This is a genomic window from Amycolatopsis sp. NPDC058278 (genome assembly GCF_042881395.1).
Taxonomy (GTDB): Bacteria; Actinomycetota; Actinomycetes; order Mycobacteriales; family Pseudonocardiaceae; genus Amycolatopsis.
In genome coordinates this window covers 17,594-35,612 of the sequence record NZ_JBHVXZ010000104.1, presented here as the reverse complement: position 1 = coordinate 35,612, position 18,019 = coordinate 17,594, and the positions used below count along the sequence as shown (strand labels likewise).

General features: G+C 64.8%; 9 protein-coding genes and 3 pseudogenes. 5 read left to right on the top strand and 7 right to left on the bottom strand.

What is annotated here, in order from left to right:
* The first annotated feature begins 129 nt into the window (after positions 1-129).
* Positions 130-942, top strand: coding sequence for a hypothetical protein (locus tag ACFVYA_RS37745; RefSeq protein WP_387051933.1), 813 nt, complete (start codon positions 130-132; stop codon positions 940-942).
* Positions 943-1,057: 115 nt separating this feature from the next.
* Here ACFVYA_RS37745 and ACFVYA_RS37740 read toward each other — a convergent pair whose 3' ends face one another.
* Entirely contained in the window at positions 1,058-1,945 is an 888-nt protein-coding gene (locus ACFVYA_RS37740; RefSeq protein ID WP_387051931.1) for a hypothetical protein, read from the bottom strand.
* A gap of 466 nt (positions 1,946-2,411) precedes the next feature.
* Here ACFVYA_RS37740 and ACFVYA_RS37735 point away from each other — a divergent pair, with 466 nt between their 5' ends.
* A complete protein-coding gene (locus tag ACFVYA_RS37735) occupies positions 2,412-3,032 on the top strand; it encodes a hypothetical protein (protein WP_387051929.1) in 621 nt (206 codons plus the stop codon).
* Between the two features lie 9 nt (positions 3,033-3,041).
* Here the strand turns inward: ACFVYA_RS37735 and ACFVYA_RS37730 are convergent.
* Positions 3,042-4,207, bottom strand: a protein-coding gene (locus ACFVYA_RS37730; RefSeq protein WP_387051928.1) for an IS3 family transposase whose coding sequence is annotated in 2 segments (ribosomal slippage) — positions 3,042-3,920 and positions 3,923-4,207 — 1,164 coding nt in all. Because the reading frame shifts where the segments join, the coding sequence is not laid out codon by codon here.
* Between the two features lie 69 nt (positions 4,208-4,276).
* Positions 4,277-4,592: pseudogene (locus ACFVYA_RS37725) on the bottom strand (23S rRNA (adenine(2503)-C(2))-methyltransferase RlmN); the annotation flags it as partial.
* Positions 4,593-4,971: 379 nt separating this feature from the next.
* On the opposite strand from ACFVYA_RS37725, the gene ACFVYA_RS37720 reads away from it, so the two are divergent.
* Entirely contained in the window at positions 4,972-5,418 is a 447-nt protein-coding gene (locus ACFVYA_RS37720) for a hypothetical protein (RefSeq protein WP_387051926.1), read from the top strand.
* Here ACFVYA_RS37720 and ACFVYA_RS37715 read toward each other — a convergent pair.
* Positions 5,415-5,687 (bottom strand): DUF1778 domain-containing protein, encoded by a 273-nt coding sequence (locus ACFVYA_RS37715; protein ID WP_387051924.1) that lies wholly within the window; start codon positions 5,685-5,687, stop codon positions 5,415-5,417. The genes ACFVYA_RS37720 and ACFVYA_RS37715 overlap by 4 nt on opposite strands.
* A 216-nt stretch (positions 5,688-5,903) precedes the next feature.
* Positions 5,904-6,278, bottom strand: a pseudogene (locus ACFVYA_RS37710) (radical SAM protein); the annotation flags it as partial.
* Between the two features lie 291 nt (positions 6,279-6,569).
* Here ACFVYA_RS37710 and ACFVYA_RS37705 point away from each other — a divergent pair.
* Together ACFVYA_RS37705 and ACFVYA_RS37700 are read left to right on the top strand one after the other, a co-directional pair.
* Positions 6,570-7,052 carry a hypothetical protein gene (locus ACFVYA_RS37705; protein ID WP_387051923.1) on the top strand — a complete coding sequence of 161 codons (483 nt, stop codon included), beginning with the start codon at positions 6,570-6,572 and terminating at the stop codon, positions 7,050-7,052.
* Positions 7,053-7,317: 265 nt separating this feature from the next.
* The gene (locus ACFVYA_RS37700) at positions 7,318-8,376 is read left to right on the top strand and encodes an HNH endonuclease (protein ID WP_387051921.1); all 1,059 of its coding nucleotides are present in this window, start codon (positions 7,318-7,320) and stop codon (positions 8,374-8,376) included.
* Between the two features lie 34 nt (positions 8,377-8,410).
* On the opposite strand, the pseudogene ACFVYA_RS37695 reads toward ACFVYA_RS37700, so the two are convergent.
* Positions 8,411-8,968: pseudogene (locus ACFVYA_RS37695) on the bottom strand (23S rRNA (adenine(2503)-C(2))-methyltransferase RlmN); the annotation flags it as partial.
* Between the two features lie 168 nt (positions 8,969-9,136).
* Complete coding sequence (locus ACFVYA_RS37690) at positions 9,137-18,019, bottom strand: hypothetical protein (RefSeq protein WP_387051920.1); 8,883 nt, start codon at positions 18,017-18,019, stop codon at positions 9,137-9,139.

The following is an 18,019-nucleotide window of genomic DNA, read 5'->3' as shown; positions in this document are numbered from 1 at the left end:
GGGTTCATAGACCTTGGCGTGAGTTGGCTTGTCAAACCAACTCGCCTCAGTAGCCAGATCGCTCCGACCAGTGGAAATGCTGTCACCGACAGGCGAGGCTGCCAGCTAGCGTCAATATAGTATTGACATATGCCGCCACGGACGACCCGTTCGATCCCCATCGAGGAGGCCCAACGCGCCCTCGCCCACCTTCGGGCGCGAAGGACCGTCCCGCGCAACTCGGACGAGCCGCGGCGGGAGATGATCGACATGATCAGGCACGTCGCGCGTTCGACCCCCAGAGCCGGCCAACAGCACGTTCGCGACGACGTCGTCGACGCTTTGACGCTGCTCGAGTTCAGCCGTCTTCACGTGCCGGCACTGCCCGGCGAGTTGGATGAACTGGAGGCCGAAGTCGCTATCGTCGCGCGGAAGGTCGCCAAGATGAGCCTGGCCGACCTCGCACAGCACCTTGGGTTGTCACGCCAAGGCGTCGACCACCGAATACGCCGACAGTCCGCCGCGTCCGAAGGACTACCGAGGTCAGAAGTTGCCGACCGATGGCGACGCCGCACCATCGCCTGGCTGAGCAAGTACGGCTTCGAACTACAACTTCTCGCAGTCAACCTGGTCGCGCAACGAAATATCCTCGATGAGGAAGATGACCGTGAACTGCTGCACGCCTTGGCAGGGTTCGCGCCGCATACCGGCATCAACTCGTCGTGGGGCCTGCCCGAACTCGCCGCATTCAACAGGATCATCGACTTGCTGGGCAGAAGTCCCGTTGTATTCAACCTGAACAGTGACCACGTACTAGTCACCTCTCTGGACAGAGGTGAGCGCCACCTCCGCAACTTCCGTCGCGAGGTCGGCTCACCCCCTCCCCCTGTCACCAGGCGGAGCAAGGCTGTGCACACGACTGATTCGGTCTCTGCCGAGCGAGGGAGCCAGTACTTTCCGTAGCGTATACCCGCAAAAGGATGAGGCACTGAGCGCATGACTGCCGGACAGCAGACCGCCGCAGGTTTCGTCGGCCGCTCGGCCGAGCTACGACTGATAACGGCGATGCCCAACCCAGTCAGACACTAGGCGGCAGTGCCACCTCAGCCCTGGCGGCAAGCACTCCTTGCCCCAACGCATACCGAACAGTACTACACCAATCGTCTAGGTGCTCTTCGAGTTTCCCTACGACAAATGGATCGGAAAGGTACTGCATTGTAGCCTTTACAACCCCAGGCTGGGAGGATAGCGACACCGCCCGCTGAATTGTTATCTCAATATCACGTACGGGATCACCGGCCCGAATAGTCTCAGCAATCACCTTTATGGCCGCAGTATTGATCACCCGAGCCGGAGCTGGGACGTGATCGAAGTGATGAATCTTGTACATGAAATAGCCGCGCTCCCACGCAAACTTGAGAAAGAGGTCTAATATGTCAATGACATTGTCTTCTGAATCCGACGGCAAACCCTCCATGTTTCGAAGGTTATGCTTTTCAACGAATCTCTCAGCGAGCAGGCGACACGTCACATTAATTAGCAGACCAACGCGTTCCGGGATTAGAGCAAGCTGATCTTCCAAAGTCCCGATGTTATCAAGATATAGGTCAAGATTTGCCAGCAGCTTCAATGCGGGCATATTGACCTCTTCCAGAAGACCTTCCGGCAGCCGCGAGCCACTATTATCGCGAACCTGTTTCGCATCCTCCCACATTTCGTACCAAACTGACTCATTGCGCTCGTTCGCGGTTAGAATCTGACCATTTTCAACAGCGGCAGTGATGCACACTCGTACAACCTTGATCAATTCTTCGAAGCTCTGGGGCAGACTCCTGCCTAGTTTCCAGTCGCCGATCGTCGCGTGTGCCACCCCAGCCCGCTTGCTGATCATGCGCAGAGAGAGCGTCGACGCGCGGACGATGGCGGAAAATCGACTGGACAGGTTCGTCTCGAGGCCGTCGGTCACCTGCATACTCCTGGTCGCTCCGGAATCAAAGTCGTGAGCATACAACCCCCTCGTCCGGCCACCAAGGGTGTTCGGCATCGTCCGACATCCTTGCCGGACACTTGCCCTGACGCTTTCACTTACGAGTGTCCTACCCACCTCCAACGAAGGCGAGATCACTACACCTTCTTGATGATTCGCCACGAAGCCGACTCGGCGATACGACGCATGACTCAAACAAGATTCGCCATCCGCGTCGTTTACATCACGGCGTCCGTCGAAGAAATGCGGAAACGGAAGCCATGCCGAGCGTGCGACCTCAACGAATTATGCTCAATGACGTCGGTCGTAACGATGCAATGATTGACCTTTGGCCAATTTGCATCTAGTACAATAAGATGTATAGCGAGTCGCACAAATGAGCGCAGTCTGTTCGCCGTGCGAGCGTCACTGCCAGGCGAGCGCGCAAGAGAAAGGCGTAAATCCGATGCAGACCAATCCGGCGCAGCCCCGCACGATTCTAGCCGTTGACGTCGAGGGATCGACGCTGCGAACCAACACAGCCAAAGCGCGGTATCGGCGCGTGATGTACGAATTCCTCGATACAACACTGGCAGAGGTCGGTATCGACGAACGAGCGCGTGAGAATTTTATCGACTGCGGAGATGGAGCCCTCGTGCTGATCCGTCCAGTGGATCACGCTCCAAAAACCGTGCTACTTGACACTGTGCTGCCACGGTTGAGTGCACTGCTGTGCGCGTTCGCCCTGAGTGAGCCCGAACACCGCTTTCGGCTTCGGTCGGTGCTGCACGCCGGCGAAGTGCACTTTGACGACCGTGGTTGCTACGGCACACCAGTGGATTTGGCGTTTCGATTATTGAACGCGGTCGGAACCAAACGTCAACTTATCGTTGCCGACGTGCCACTGGTAGTAGTCACCTCGGACCACATCTACGACAACGTAGTGCGCCACAACTACCCTGGTATTGATCCCGCAGCGTTTGTGCCGAGCGTGCGAACGCGAGTGGCTGGTCGGAACCATCGAGGATGGACTTGGCATGTTCCGCCACTGGTTAAGCCATCGGGGGTCTGCTGCACGAGTAGGTGACAGTGGTAGTCACGCAGCCTGGCTGGCTGGCGTGTTCATGATTGCTTCGTATTCGATGGGGGTCAACCGGCCGAGGGCGGCTTGGCGTCTGCGGCGGTGGCAGGTGCGTTCGATCCAGGTGACGATCGCGGTCCGGAGTTCGGCTCGGGTGGTCCAGGTGCGCCGATTGAGAACGTTGTTCTGCAGCAGCGCGAAGAAGCTTTCCATGGCGGCGTTGTCGCCTGCGGCGCCGACCCTGCCCATCGAGCCGGCCAGCCCGTGACGAGCGAGTTCACGGACGAACTTTCTGGATCGAAATTGCGATCCGCGGTCGGTGTGCACCACGCAGCCGGCGACGTCGTCGCGGCGGGCGATGGCGTTGGCGAGCGCGGTGACGGCGAGGCGGGACTTCATCCGGGAGTCGATGGAGTAGCCGACGATCCGGTTGGAGCAAGCGTCCTTGACTGCGCAGAGATACAGCTTGCCTTCGGCGGTGTGGTGTTCGGTGATGTCGGCCAGCCAGAGCTGGTTCGGCGCCGTGGCGGTGAAATCGCGCCGGACCAGGTCGTCGTGGACCGCCGGACCGGCCTTCTTGCCGTTGCGGCCGCGTTTCCTGCCGAACGTGCTCCACCAGCCCATGGACGAGCAGATCCGCCACGCGGTCCGATCCGCCATCGACAGGCCGGCGTCGCGGGCTTCGTCGGCCAGAAACCGGTAGCCGAACTCTGGATCGTCGCGGTGGGCGTCGAACAACGCGTTCGCTCGATATGCCCGCTCGAGCTCGGCGGCGGTGACCGGCCTGGCACGCCACCGGTAGTAGGGCTGTCGAGCGATGTTCAAGACCCGGCACGTCACCGCGACGGGGATACCGTCCGCGGCCAGCTCGCTCACGAGCGGGTAGAGCCTTTTCCCGGCAGGTGCGCCTGCGATAGATACGCCGTCGCCCGGCGCAGGACCTCGTTCTCCTGCTCCAGCAGCTTGATCCGCTTGCGCGCTTCGCGCAGCTCTGCCGAGTCGTTCCTGCTCACACCGGGTTTGGTGCCCTCGCCGGTGTCGGCCTGGCGCAGCCACTTGAACAGCGTCATCGAGTGGACGCCGAAGTCTTTGGCGATCTGCTCAACCGTCACACCAGGCTCACGGTTGCGGGCGACCCGCACGACATCGTCGCGAAACTCCTGAGGGTAGGGCTTGGGCACAGCGACATCCTCCCAGCTCACCATCACGGTAAGCCAACTCAGATGTCACCTACTCGTGCAGCAGACCCGAATGACGTTCACGTGAACCAGCTGGCCCAGGTGCTTGCGCAGCCGCTTCGCGAGCAGCTCGGCCCGCCACGGCTGGTCATTGATGTCCCGGATCAACGCGTACTCGATCGACCAGCGGTTGTTCACCGGAACCAGTGTGTCTCGTAGCTCGTCGTCCGGCGTGTGCAGGGACACCGCGAGACGCACTTGCATCTTCTCGTCCGCCAGCTTCCGAATCGCCGGCGCCAACCCCACCGTCGACACCGTCACCGAACGCTGACCAATCCCAAGTCCGCGCCGGCGCAGGGTCGGTGATCCGACGAACAGCTTTCACAACTCAGACAAAGTTCGCTATCCCACCCAATTAGAAGGCCGCCACCAGCACCAATAATGTATCGGGCAAGACGATGCCTTCAGACAGCGGCCGCCTCGATCGTCCCCTCAGACGTACCGTACAACGCGTCGCGGTTGTCCTGCTGGTCTCCTCCTCCCACACCGACGAGGTCGACTCCCGCGCAGACGACCATGTACCCCTTCCGGCAGCACCAAGCCCGGCCTGCACTGACGGCAATCCGCCGATGAACACGTAGGTTCATGCTGGCGAATGGACATTAGTCGGGTACTGCAATGCCGGCTACAGCGGGACCGTACGAGAGAGGGGAGCCCTAAGCGCGGTCGATGTCCTTTGCGATATCACTTATCTTGCGAATCAAGCGATGCGGATCACCTGGAACGCGACGAAAGCCGTGCGCGACGTAGAACTCAGCGGCACTGTCGTCAATGGCTTCGGCCAACGCGAATCGTGCCCCAACGACACCACTGGCAGCGACAACTCGACTCAGCGCGTCATACAGCAACACGCCTCCGAGTCCACGCCCGTGAAGACTCTTATGCAGCGCCAACCGTGCCAAGAGGACAGCGGGAATCTTGTCTGGACTTCCCCTACCAATCCTGCCGATCTCTTGCCGCACGACCTCGTGTGCGGCAAGCCCGAAGTACGCCTGAACGACGTTGTCGCCGTCATGCCAAACGAATGTCCGGCACGTGCGTTTACCCTGGGCGTGAAGGGCACTGTTTTGCAGCCACAGGTCCATCTCGGGCTTGCCGCAGTCGAAGCCAGCGATCTGATGAGAGTCGGTCAGGAGTTCTGTGATCAAGACTAGTCGCCGTACACCAAGAAGTCCTGTGCGCGCTTGGCAGCTTGCGCGAGGCGCTCGTTGCGCACTGGCGGCTTGTCTAGTTCGCGCATGAGGTCGTCAAAGTAGTCCGATGGAACCAGGGTGTGTTCCTGCCTCTTTAAGATCTCGTCGGCGCGGGCCAAGGTTGCAGCACGAGCAAAGTCCGACGCGCTCTCGCTTGCCAGTGCTGCGGCCGCCTCGATACGGCGCTTGGCTTCTGACTGTATGCGGAACTCGAATCTTGCTGTTGCCATGCGATACCCCTCCCCTTCCATCGTCCGTACGGACAACTGTACGTACACTCTAGGATCTCCGCAAGACCTCTCACCATCTCGGCACGTTCGACTACTTTCTGTAACCACAAGTGGTAGGCCGTACCTAGGCGTGCCTGGCAAAAGGCCCCGCCGATGGCTGAGATCTTACCTGGTGTCGCAGGTTCTAGTTGCTCTCAGACACTCAGTGGGCCGTATGCGCAGCCGCTTCGCGAGCAGCTCAGCCCGCCACGGCTGGTCATTGATATCCCGGATCAGGGCGTACTCGATCGAGACCCGCCGTCCGGAGGTATCGGCGTAGTACCGCGCCGCCGACAGCACCTCGTCGATCGACCACCGGTTGTTCACCGGCACCAACGTGTCGCGCAGCTCGTCATCCGGCGTATGCAGCGACACCGCCAAGCGGACCTGCAGCTTCTCGTCCGCCAGCTTCCGAATGGCCGGCGCCAACCCCACCGTCGACACCGTCACCGAACGCTGCGAGATACCAAGCCCGGCAGGAGCCGGATCAACAATACGATATATCGCCGATATAATGCGACGAAAATTCGCGAGAGGTTCACCCATCCCTACCCTCTTACAACACGCTGCAATGCCACAAACCCGCAGGTGGACACCAGGCCAGTAGCCGAAAGTGACCTTGACCCCAGGGCGCCCCCGCTCCTGGAAGGCCCGTTAAGCGCCCGCCTCACGGGGTCCGTTGCCACGACGATAGTGACCACTACCAGCTGCATAGCCATGGGTTGACATGACGCCCAAGTGCGGTTCATAGTGATGGGTATGCACTCCGAAACTACTCTCGCTGCCGAGGTAGAGGCTGCTGTTTCCACAGCAATCGGCACGATTCTGAAGGAGGACGACCCCGTGAAGCGCTACGAGAAACTCGGCCATCAGCTCACCGTCTACGACCGCGTCGTGACCCGGATCGCCGATGAGAAGGCTCAGTGCGCAGCCGACCTCGCCAGTAAGGGCGAATCGTTTGCCCGCGTCGCCAACTTGCTCTCCATCGGCACCCGATCCCGCGCCCAGCAGCTCGTCGGGCGAGGCCGACGCCAGCCCGTGATCTTCGCGTTCCGCGACCAAAACGGCGAGCTCCACGGCGACGCCCACCTGCTGGCGACCATCCCACACGACCTGGCCCGGTTACAGTTCGAGCCGGCAGACCGGGACCTGTTCTTTGCTGGCCACCTGCTGCAGGTGTACTTCGGCCACGTCGACGAGGACACAGTCACTCCCAGCTTGTACGCGTACACGACCGTCGACGCTACAGCGGGCGAGCGGCGGATACGCCCGACGCAGCGAGTTCACGACATCCTGTTTGGCACGCACCGACAGTCGATCACCTAACGGTCAGCGCTAGATAGCCACATGACGGTGCACCGACCAGCCGGACAATGTCATTGAATCAAGTTCAGATGCCACGCCGATGAGCCCAGCGCCTGACTCATTTCCAGGGCAGGTGATGCCACTTAGCCTGCCTCCGGAGCCAACCGGCCACCGAGAGCAGGCAACGCCTTCCGATGACCAACTGACGTGGCACCCCAGCGCGGCACGAGCTTCGTACGGAACGGCCAGTTCCGAACAATACCGTCGAAGACACCCGAGGAATTACATGACAGACGTCCGCTACCAGCCGAACGGGAACAATGACGTGCTCAAACACGCCCTCGTTACCGCTTGGCGCTGGAAGTGCTCTTGGTGCCCCAAGCTCCTGGATGACCAGCCCACAGAGATCGACCACATCGTTCCCCAGGACTCGAACGAAGCGACACGAGAGAGGATGAAGCACCAGTACAGCCTGTCCGAAAACTATGACATCCACGCTCCGTACAATCTCGCACCGATCTGCCGTCCCTGCAACGCGGAGAAGGGGAACCACGACTTCACGAATAGTCCGCGCCTATTGTCCCTGTTGAAAAAGGCGCATGGCCTTGCACCGAAGGTTGAGCGCAGTGTGCGCGCTCTCGAACAGCGCAGGACGCTCTCCACCGCACTTCTCAAAGCAGCAGTGGTCGACTTGAGCGACGAGATAACTCGCGAAGCGTTCGAAGCCGGCGCCCCCGCCATTGTGCAACGGCTCGCCAGCCTAGGTGCAGAAAAGGCCGACTTCTTCATTTCTCAGACTTTTCAACCCGAGATCAATAACCGATTTCTCCAAGTCGAACTGGTTCTGAACGAACGCGGCCGCACCCTGCTGGCAATATTTGAGGAAGTGGCCGGAGGAGATCCAGAGACCTCGCTTCTGGAGCCAATCGCCGAGTTGGTGGAGCAAGCAGAGTCAGCAGCCAACTCCGCATTCGAAGCTGCGGACGCACTGCGCGGGCCGGACGTCGAGCCACTCTCCGCCAACGCCGAGTTCGTCATCGACCATGTCGACTTCGAACGGACCCTACAAATGCAGCTCACATTCACCTTCACCGGAACGTTCTCGGCAGAAGGCTCGACAACGATTGCTCGCGACACCGTTGACGGTGACGGCGTTGAGTACATCCAAGGCGACGCGGACGTCACCGGCGAGTTCAAAGTGGTCCTCTCCTGGAGCCCCAGCGACCCGCCTGGCGACTTCACCGTCGACGATGCCTCGCTAGAAGCTGAGTCCGTGTACGTGTCAAACGCAGGCCCCGATGCCCAGTACAGCGAAGACCCCTTCGACACAGACCTTCGCTCCTAACTCGGACCCGCGCGACCATGACAGTCACTCCCGCTCAGCCGTCTTCAGCCGCCAGCTGACCACACGCCGCGGCACGGTCCTGTCACGGACCGTGCATGCAACACCGCGGGCATTCACCAAGCGCACGAATTCACGCCCTACCAGCTTCGGTGACACATTCCACCTACTGCCCGGGGTCGGATTCAGCGGGATTACGTTGACGCGGACCGCTGGCCCAAGTGCTGGCGCAGCCACCGCGCCAGCAGGCTCAGCCCGCCACGGCTGGTCGTTGATGCCCCGGATCAGCGCACACTCGATCGAGACCCGACCCGGGGGTGTCCGCGTAGTGTGGGGCAGCCGACAGGATCTCGTCGACCGATCAGCGGTTATTGACAGCAACGAGAGTGTCGGGCAGCTCGTCGTCTGGCGCGTGCAGGGAGACCGCGAGCCGCACCTGCATCTCTCACCAGCTTTCGGAACGCCGGCGCCAACCCCACCGTCGACACCGTCATCGTTGAGAAATGCCGAGGTCAGCAGATACCGGATCAACAATCTGATATATCGCCGATATAACGCGACGAAAACTCGTCAGAGGTCCACCCATGGCTACCCATTACAACACTCCTACCAGCACCGATGCATTGGCGCGCCGGACACGAACCGAACCTCGCCGGGGCCCAGTCGAAGGGGTCCGCCCCTCCGACCGGGAGGGGGGGGACCGTGCGTCACGTCGTTCCAGTTACGGTCGGAGATGCACCGTTGGCTTCTTGATATTGCACCGTCAAGGGGCGTCGGTGAAAGCAGTTGTCGTGGTAGTGGCGAGGGTGTGGGCAAGTTCGACGCGAGAGTCGGGCCAGGGTAGAGCGGGCGGAAGTAATGGGAGGTACGCGGCGTCGCCGACCAGGTCGGTGAATGCAGCACGGAGCATAAGCTGCTGACGGTCCAGTAGAGCAGACTGCGCAGTTAGCGCACCGATGGGCGGGGTGAGCGCCCGGCCGAGGGCGGCGAGCCGGGCCAACCGCGCATGTCCGGGGGCCGGTGGCGCGGCCGGTGCTTCCCCTATTGCCACCAGCAAGCTGTTGGCGATCGCGGTCAGGCCTGGGTCCTCGCGGACCTTGGCGCGGCCGAGCACTCCGGCACAGAACGCGGCGATCTGGTTCGCTTTGGCCAATGTCACCTCGACATCGATCATCTCGGCGACCTCGGTGAGTCGCTGCCATTCGCCGGTCCGCAGCCGGTCGGGGTGCTGGAGCCACTCCACCACGAGTGGCTCGGCGTGCAGGGTTCGGGCCGCCCGGACCCCGGCCTGCCAGCCCAACCAGACCGACAACGGGCCGAACTGGCCCGTTTCGAGTTGGGCGGCAGCCAACGTCGCCGCGAGCAGCGACGACGCATCGAGCCAGTCGGCGCGCAGGCCAAGGGCCGCGTCGCCATACTGCCGCCACCACACGCTCAGCCCGGCACGCAAATCGTCCGGATTGCCTCCGTTGCGAACACACCGCACGAGGTCGGTGCTGGTCCGATCCACAGAGGCGGCCAGTCCAGGCCCGCCGCGCAGCGCAGCGACCAGCGGATGCGGCAGGTCAAGGGCGATGCGGCGCTCTCCCCGTTCGACCACTAGTACGCGGCGCTGCGGCCTGCTGGTCACCGTGGATACTTCAACATTGATCGGGTCGCCGCCCAGCGGGAAGGTGCTCGAAGTCTCGAACTCGACCAGCACGTCGGTCTGGTACAGGGTCGCCAGGTAGCGATGCGGCCCGGTCTGGTTGATCCGTTCCTGCTCGAGCACGACTCGGAAACAGCTTCCAGGCTGCAGGGCGGCGAAGCGATGCGTGCCGTCTCGAGCATCGGCAACTGAGAGGGAACCGTCCGCGCGCACGGCACCGGCAATCCGACTGCCGCTGCGCTGAGTGGTGAACCCTGTGACCTCGTCTTCACTCAACCCAGCCACCCAGCCCAGTTCCTCGGCGGGTAGCCACCGGTAGCCAGCCGAGTCGATTTGGCGGCACAACACGCCGAGGGTGCCGTGCTCGTCACCGATCACCTGTTGCGCTACTACCAGCACGTCGGACGGCACCGTTTCCACCGGCAGGCCGCCGATCAGCGTGCCGTCGGCAACGGCGTGGAACCACTTCGGCCTGCGCTCCTCTGCCAATGCGCGCACTGCAGCCGCGGCCAGACCGGCCGGCAGGCCAGGCACCAGGTCGGGCACTGCAACGGTGAGCAGCGACGGGCCAGTGGTGACCAGCACAGTCGTATCGTCGATCAGGTCGACGACCTGGCCGCGCACCCACCGACCCGGGTCGACCCGGCCGGGCGGTTGCCGCCGTCGGGAGACCACGATCTCACGCTCGCCGACCTGCTCCACTGTTACCGGAAGTGAACCCCGGAACAGCTGCATCCACCGTTCCAGTCCGGCCACATCGCTCAACGCAGTGTGCAGCCATTCGCAACCGGGCCATTCGTGCTCCCCTGCCGGGGCGACTCGCACGGTCCAGCCGTAGAGTCCACAGGCCGTGAGCACTCCCGTCTTGCCGTGCCGAGTGATCAGCACTGTATCGCCGACCCTGGGTGCGTCCTGGCGGTATGCGGGCCGAAAGGTGTTGTCCGCGCCCAGCCAGCCAGCTTTGGGGTCGCTCCGTTTCGGCAAGCCAGCCCGGCTTACGGGATAGAACAGCCGATACCGGCCCCAGCCGAGTTCGAGCCGCATGCCGCGGGAGTCGGTGTCGGCGATCGGCAACAGCGTCCGGCCGCGGAACGCTGCCCGCGGGCCCGCAATCCAGGAGTGGAGTGCGATGCAGGACACCTGCGTATGGTCGTTCTCCGGCTGGTAGCGGGCCAGGCGTACCCGGTCGCCCGCAGCAAATCGGCTCCAGTCCAGGTGGCGCAGCGACCGGAATTGATCGCCCGGGCCGGCGACCAGCAGGTCGGCGGACACCTCGACTACCCGGCCGGGCGCGATCTCGATCCACAGTCCACCGGACTCCTCCAGTACCGGACTGGCTACCACGTACTCACTCGGTTTGTCGCCGATCTCGTCTGACATGCGGTTCACTACATCGCCGATGGGGAACCCGAACCGGCGCAGCTGATCCGGCGGGTATCGCAGTGACCTGCCGTCGGCGAAGAACACCGGTCCATGCGCGGCTGTCACGGTGTCGGAGTCGTTGAGGGCCTTCGGGGTGAAACGGGCGATGTTGTTCTTCACCACCGGCCACCATCCGGTCAGCCGATCGTGGAAGGTCCAGCCGTGCCGCCCTAGTGAGTCGGCGATCTGCCACGTTCCGGCGTCTGCGAAGCTGAGCTGCGCCCAGTTTGCTGGCCGCCGCTCGCCCTGCACCAGCTCTATGAAGGCCTCGCCGGCAGACCGATCGACGTGTACGCGGCCTACGACGGGGCCCTTGCCGTTCGCCGCGGCTATGACCGCCTGGTCGTCTCGGATCCGGACCACCGCGATCTTGGGGTGCGCCGTCTTCATCACGGTGGCACCGTCGGACTCCGGCGGCACGGCGGTCGGCTGTATTCCTGGCAGGCCAGCGACGGTGAACATCCGTTCCTTATTGGCCATGTCCGCCGCGACCTTGTCGCGCAGCAGCGGTTGTTTGGGCAGCAGGACGACTGGGCGGCCAGTTTCGGGCAGATACGCGCGATCGTCGGGCACCGCGCAGACCACGGCCAGGCGCCCATTGGGCGTGAGATCCAGCCGGACAACGGACCGAGGGGTGAGTCCGGGTTGTGCGTCCAACCGGTCAGCAGGCACTCGAAAATACACCCCGGGCCGGAAGTCCAGCCCCACTCCAGCACTACTCACGCTTGTGAGCACCGCATAGCAGCGACCGTCACGGAGCCGGACGTAGTCGAACAGGTGGTCCACCCGCCTGCTCAGAGAGAGTTTGGTGGTGCCCCGCCACACGTGTTCGGCGCGCCCCTGGTCCTCCACCTCCACCAGCAGGACGCTGCCTTTGAGGAAGCCCCGGTCGGCGCGGTGCAGCTGCCGGAGCAGGCTCTCCCGCGACGAGAACTGCCTGCGCTGCACTTGGACGACCGGCCGGCGGCCGCGCCAGCCGGACAGACCGGGCGGCAGTTCCAGTTCCAGCACCACATCGTTGTCGCGTTCCACGATATCCCCGGCCACCATGAACAAGCGCTGTTTTGCGGCGAGACTGCGCACACCGAAGAACCGCAGTGCCCGCCCCTGTGAGCGGGTGAAGTGGTGTTCGTCGAGACGGGCAAGCAGTTCGCGGCGGTGCGGTTGATCCGATGTCGCATTCGGGTCCTCGGCGACCTCGGCAAGCAGCCGGCGCGCGGTATCGTCGTCCAGTTCGGCGCGGGTGATCGGCAGCGCCGCAGAGTCGTTGGATTCCCCCGCAGTGAAGCCCCGCTGCCTGCCGTGCACCGTGCGCACGATGACCTTGCCGGAGGCTAAGAACACGTCGACCTCGACCCGGTGCACGATGCGGTTCCTCGCTTCGTCGTAGATCTGCCGTGACACGGTCTCCTCGATCGTGAACTTGTCGAGGTCGATGACGGTGTGCTGGCCGCGGCGAGGGAAGCCGGCGTGGGTGAGGGTTTCGCCGAAGAACATCGGGAATGCCCCGGTCAGCGGTTTTCCGACGACCTCGATTCGGTCCTCGGGGATCTCCGCCCGCCAACCGAAACCCCATTCGAAGCGGTGCCGGGCCTGGCCTTGCTCGCCGATCCGGCCGGCGTAACGCAGGCCCACCGGCAGTCGGACCGCGTTCGGCCGCACCGACATCCCAAGCTGCCGTAGCTGTACCACCGCATCATCGAGGCTGAACGGGGTGGTACCGGCGAACGAAGCCAGCCATCGACCGTCCCGTTTGACGAGCACGGCTCGCACGTCTTCGCGGGAGTATTCGGAGTCGACCCAGGTGTACTCGTCGTCGTCCAGGTCGACCAGATCGGTCCAGCCGCCACCCGGATCCGGTGCGTGCAGGGCAGACAGCCGCAGCCGGCCGTCCAGCAACGCTCCGTGCACGTGCCGGTCCCCGGCAAGGTACTCCTCCCAGGCTCGGGCCAGCTGATGCTGGTCGGCGGCGGGACGCCGCCTGGTCACCTGCTGCAAGTCGAACTGACGTTCCAGCTGCCACAGCTCCTGGCCAGAGCTCACCTCGACAACCTCGGCTGAGATGCGCGCACCGACCACGCGGTAGGTCGCGTCCCGCTCCACGAACGAGGTGGCCCCGCCGGACAAGGTGCCTGCGGTGGTGGTCAGCAGCACGCGCGGTCCCCGGACGGTTACCTCGGCGTCGGCCAGAGGGTCTTCGGCGGGCCGGCCGCGCATCGGGTCCAGGTGTTCCCGACAGGCGTTCGGAGTCGCCGGCGTCAGCGTCAACCGGGGGCTGCCGCGCTCCAGAGACACGTCAGCTAGGCCGTCGCCGTCCTCCACCGTGCCTAAGTAGACGCGCTGGGCCGGAACCTGGCCGGTACGGTGCACCTCCCACAGCGCGCGCGTCCGGACGAAGCGCGGGCGTGCCTCGACGACCCATCCGCCGTCGGGGTGCCGATCGGCCGAGAGCGGATCTCCAGCCCGGACCGGCAGCACCGTGAACGCGGTTGCGGGCACAGTGATCACGTGCGGCCGCCCGTTGATCTGCAGCCAGAGCGTGTACAGGGTGCCTCCCTGCGCGGATCCGTCCGGCAGCGCGGCACACACGCCGGTGAGATGATCGGTGCTCGTCGCGAAGTGCCGCACCGACTGAGACGTGTCGCGGAGAAGCTCGTCGATTGGGAGCGGCTGTCCTACGCCTCGCGCATGGTTGCGTCGCGGCGCAGTGTTGTGCACCAACAGAGTGCGTCCGCGACCAAGCGGGCGCTCCCGCGTGCCGGTGATCGGCAGCATTGTGATCGATTCGGCATCGACGTCGACGACCATCCCGTCGGTAGTCATCGCGAGCCAGGCACCGTCCCGCGGTGCCCGACCGAGCAGGCGATCCACGGTGAGCAGGTCTCCCGGCTGGAGGCGGTGCAGCCGATCGAACCGCAGGTCATCCGTCGGCTGGTCCGGATTCTTGAGGGTGTGCAGGGTGACCGGGCTGGCTTCCATCGTCCCGGTGCGTTGGTCGACCGCGTCCCATGACCCGACGACGACACCGGTTCGCGTCGTGGTGGCCGTGTCCAGTCCGACGACACGCACTGTGGTGAGCGTCGGTTCCGACTCAGGAACGGCTAGCACCCAGGTTCCGTCCAGCGCTACCTCAGCGACCAAACCGGGCGCGGTGTCCAGAGCCGCCCAGGCCGGGTTGGTGAAGTCCGGGCTCCGGCCGCCCATGGTCAGCCGGGGCAGCCCGGTCTCCTCGTCAACGGCGAGACTCAGCCGGACGCGCAGGCCGGTCAGGTCACCCTCTCGACCGAGTGAGACCAACCGGTTGCGGTCCAAGGGGAGCCAGTCGGCGGAGTCGACGAGGTAGCACACTCCGGGTTCGGTGCACAGCCGCCAGGTGCTCGCGCCGCGCGTCCCGGCAGTCACGATCGTGACCGGAGTCGGTTTGGGCGCCCCGGCCACCTGCTTTGCGGCGGTCAGCGCGGCCACCAGCTCGGTCATGCCTCGGTCGACTGGGTACCAGAAGCCATCGTTGGCCAGCCGGGCCACGGTGTGTACCTCGCTGCCGGGCCGGTACGCGGCGGTCGTGTCCGGGTCCCAGCGTTGGACCCAGGCCGCATGCGCCTTCCGGTGGTTGGATACCGCCCGGCTCGGTAGCGAGGGGGTGGCATCGGAGACACCGGTGACTTCGACGCGTACCAGTTCACCGGCGTCGGGCGAGCCAGCCCGGGTGCACACCACGGCGGTGCGCACCTCACCGGGGCGCGGGGCACCTGCGGGCAGCGCGGTCAGCCTGGCAGCCCGCACTGGCTCGCCCGGGGTCGGTCGTTCCAGCTCTACCCGCACGGGCTCCCCCACCTCGGCGGTGCCGATCACGGCGACCGGGGACGGCGCGCCGCAGTTCACCCAGACCGTGTTCGTGTCGGCGGCGCAGACAACACCGAGCGTCGGCGCTAGGCCAGTGATGCCCGCGAACCAGCGCTCGCGTTCCTCGGGGTCCATCAGGCTCGGGTCGGCGATGCGCGGCAACCCGGTGGCGTCCAGCTCATCCGGGCCGCAGCAGTCCACGACCCGGTAGTTGATCCGCTGATCGCGGTGGCTGATCGACAAGGCGTCAAGCCAGCGTGGGTCGACCACCGCCGACGGCGTTGCATCCTCGGCGACCGACCGCGGCGGCGTCCACAACTGGTTGCCCTCCCACAACCCGCGATACAGCTGGGCCAACGTCGCATGCGGCGAGGTCGCGGTCAGGACCTGGCTCGCCCCCACGTCGTTGAGAAAAACTTGGATGATCTGCCTGCGCAGGTTCCGCGTGCGCTGCCCGGCCAGCACGCTGTTCGGACTGTTCAGTGCATGTCCAGAGGCGGCAGGCCTGTGCGGCACCGAGACAGAATGCAGCAGCCGCGTGCGCAGCACCTGCAGCGTCTCTGCCCCCAGGAATCCATCGGCGATCAGTGCGTCGCGCAGGAGCCACAGGTCGCTGGGCGCTCCCTGGGAGAACTCAACCAGGATGTCGACCGCCTTCTCGAGTACGTGTCGCAACCGGTAGCGGCCGTCAATGTCCGGCGGGGCGAGGGAGAACAGCGAGATGAGATGCCGCCGGTTCTCCCGAGAGAACCCCATAGGCGTGTTTATAGCGTCGACCAGCTGGGCCCAGGCAGCGAACCACGGATCGAATAGCTCAGCCGGGCTCGGCTCCAGCAGCGCTGCGGCGAGCCGCACTGTGGCCAACGCGAGGGGCGCACCACCCCCGCCGACATGCTGCTGCGCGGCATCGGAGAGTTCGCGCCACCGCTCCACTGGCACCGGCTTACTGAGCAGAAATTCAGCGGCGCCCAGCCGCGCCCGCTCCTCCGAGAGCCGGGTGGTCCAGTCAGCGAGGGTGTCAGTCGGCTCGTTCGGCCACAGCTGCTCGAGCAGCAGCTGTGGCCGGGAGACCAACCCGGCCCAGCCGAGCCCGGCACCGGGTTCGGCTGCCTGCTCGTGCATACGCCGGACGATCCAAGCCAGCAGCTGCCGGGCCGGCGGCCGCGCGACCGGCCCGTCGCCAGGAGCCACGAACCAGCGGTTCGATGGTTCCAATTCGGACAACCCGGTGAGTCCGGATGCCGCGTCGTAGATCCACTGGGTCGCTCCCAGTGAGGCGGCCACCTCGTGCAGTTTCGCCGACTCGGTGCCTGGTCGGACCTCCGTGCCCTGGGATATCAGCCAGCGGACGATCCGGGTCGGCTTGCTGGCCCGGTCCCTGCAGGTACCGATTCGAGCCACTAACGTGTTCAGGTGCAATGCGAGCCCGGCGAGCGGGCCGGGGAGCCGCACGTCCGGGGGCATTGGGTTGCCCCGGGCCAGCTTGGTCCACAGGTCCCGGTGCCGGACGTCGGCCAGGACGTCCGCCGTGTGCAGCAAGAACTCTAGTGCCGGGTCCTCCTTGCCTGGCTCGGGCGCGGCCGCACGCATGAGCTCAACGGCCAGCCCCGCCGCCCCTAGCAGACCCATGAACCGCAACGGATCACTGCACCGCTGGAATTTGCTCTTGCGCTCCCGGTCCTGCTGCGTATCCTCGCGCCGTGCCGTGCCCCACTTGCTGTCCCGCCGGGCGATCCACGGTGATGGCACGGCCGAGCCGGGCATCGTCGGTGGCGGTGGGGTGGCCGGGGTGCTCAGCCAGTCACGCAGCCACGGTATGGCGTCCGGCCCCTGCTCGGGTCCGGCGAGCCGCCCGAGGGTGAGGTGCCAAAGGACGGCAGCAAGGCCTTCCGGAGGGCTGCCCGGGCAGCCGAGGAGCCCTCGGATTTCGTCGAGTCGCCCGCCAGTCGGCTCCGGCTCGCGGTCGATCAGGCCGTGGAGCACCGCGTGATCCGCGGACTCGGCGGCGAGCCGGGTGTGGTCGATGTCCGGTCCGGTACCGAACGATGCCGTGGCCAACAAAGCAAGTAAGTCGGGTTCCAACCATGCGGTCCCGGCCGCGCCCGAGGCCAGCGTCGACAGGATGCGTGCAGGGTCGATGCGGGTGAGCACGGCACCGGCCAGCGTGGCGGCCAGCCGGCCGTGTTCACCGCGGACCGCACGGCGCAGCAGGGCGACGATGGTCGGATCGTCGGCAGCCGCGACGGCTGCTTTCCGCTGTTGCCGACACAGGTCGTCCAGTGCCGCCAACACCAGCACCTCAGGACCGAATTCGATGGTGTCCAGGTACGGCCGATCGCTGCGTGGCCGGTCGTCGTTCGGTCGGCCGGAAACCCGCTCAACGATGTCCCGCACCCGGTCTGTGGTGGCCCTGGACCGGGAGGCCGACGTCGACGTCAGCAGGCCAGGACCTGTGCCGACAAGCTGCTCCGCCTCTCGCAGGCGCGCGCTCGCGACGTGGGTGATCCGCTGGTCCTCTGCGAAGGCGGTCGCGGTGCGCAGCACCCGGGGCACGGCGTACAGCAGTTGGCCCGCCTCGGCGTACTGAAGCTGGTCCAGTGCGGCGTGCACTTCGTCCCGGTCGTCCGGCGGCCCGCCGGGCCGCCGGTCCAGCGCGGCCAGCAGATCAAGGAAGTCGTGAGTCGCTTTGGGCGACAAGCGGATCGCGGCGCAGAAGTACCAGTCGGCCAGCAT

What these genes read in the sequence shown, in the direction of transcription:
- ACFVYA_RS37715 (WP_387051924.1), bottom strand. Translation starts at nt 5,687, where the DNA reads ATGGCAACAGCAAGATTCGAGTTCCGCATACAGTCAGAAGCCAAGCGC.
- ACFVYA_RS37720 (WP_387051926.1), top strand. Translation starts at nt 4,972, where the DNA reads ATGCGGATCACCTGGAACGCGACGAAAGCCGTGCGCGACGTAGAACTC.
- ACFVYA_RS37735 (WP_387051929.1), top strand. Translation starts at nt 2,412, where the DNA reads ATGCAGACCAATCCGGCGCAGCCCCGCACGATTCTAGCCGTTGACGTC.
- ACFVYA_RS37700 (WP_387051921.1), top strand. Translation starts at nt 7,318, where the DNA reads ATGACAGACGTCCGCTACCAGCCGAACGGGAACAATGACGTGCTCAAA.
- ACFVYA_RS37745 (WP_387051933.1), top strand. Translation starts at nt 130, where the DNA reads ATGCCGCCACGGACGACCCGTTCGATCCCCATCGAGGAGGCCCAACGC.
- ACFVYA_RS37690 (WP_387051920.1), bottom strand. Translation starts at nt 18,019, where the DNA reads ATGCTGGCCGACTGGTACTTCTGCGCCGCGATCCGCTTGTCGCCCAAA.